Annotated in this window: 1 pseudogene; it reads right to left on the minus strand. The window is 62.1% G+C overall.

Annotated features, from left to right (window positions below):
* Nucleotides 1–696 (minus strand): annotated as a pseudogene (locus ACFFJK_RS01545) (IS3 family transposase); the annotation flags it as partial.

The raw sequence follows: 696 nt of genomic DNA on the forward strand, positions 1-696 counted from the left end.
CATCATGTCGCGCACCGGCTCACCAGGCAGGCCGCGGCCGATCCAGGCCCGCCAAGCGATGATCTCGCGGTCGCAGCAGTCCTTCATGAATACGCCAGTGACCACCTCGCCATTGCTGCAGGCGATCTCGAAGCCATCCGAGCACCAGCGCTGGTTCGATTCCTCAACCATCACTTTGCCATCGTGAGTGCGGCCACTCTCACTACGCCTGGGCGATTTGGGCAGCAGCAAACCCTGCTGCTTCATCACGCGGTACATGCGCTTGTGGTTCACGGGGCGCAGGCCCATCAGGCTGCGCGTACGGTTTACCAGGGCGCCAGCACGACGGTAGCCATAAGTCGGCAGCGCCGTGATCTCGGCGCGTACAGCGTCGGCGATCATCGCGTCAGCTACTGGATCAAACTTGACGACGGTGCGCTTGTCGACCCAGTCCACAGGTCGGGCAAGAAGGTCAATCACGTGCGAGCGCGCTACACCGAGGACAACGCAGACAGGCTTTACTGCCCGTCCTTGTCCAATAAGGGTGAGCGCGCAATCCACTTTTTTTCGCGAGCCAGCTCGACCGCTTCGCGCAGGATCTCCGCCTCCATCGTTTTCTTGCCCAACATCCGCTGCAGTTGTGCGATCTGGGCGCGTGCCGCTGCCAGCTCGCTCGCCGGCACAACTGATTCACCTGATTGCACTGCCACCAGGGCG

This window comes from Massilia consociata, assembly GCF_042432755.1.
GTDB classification, from domain to species: Bacteria; Pseudomonadota; Gammaproteobacteria; order Burkholderiales; family Burkholderiaceae_D; genus Telluria; species Telluria consociata.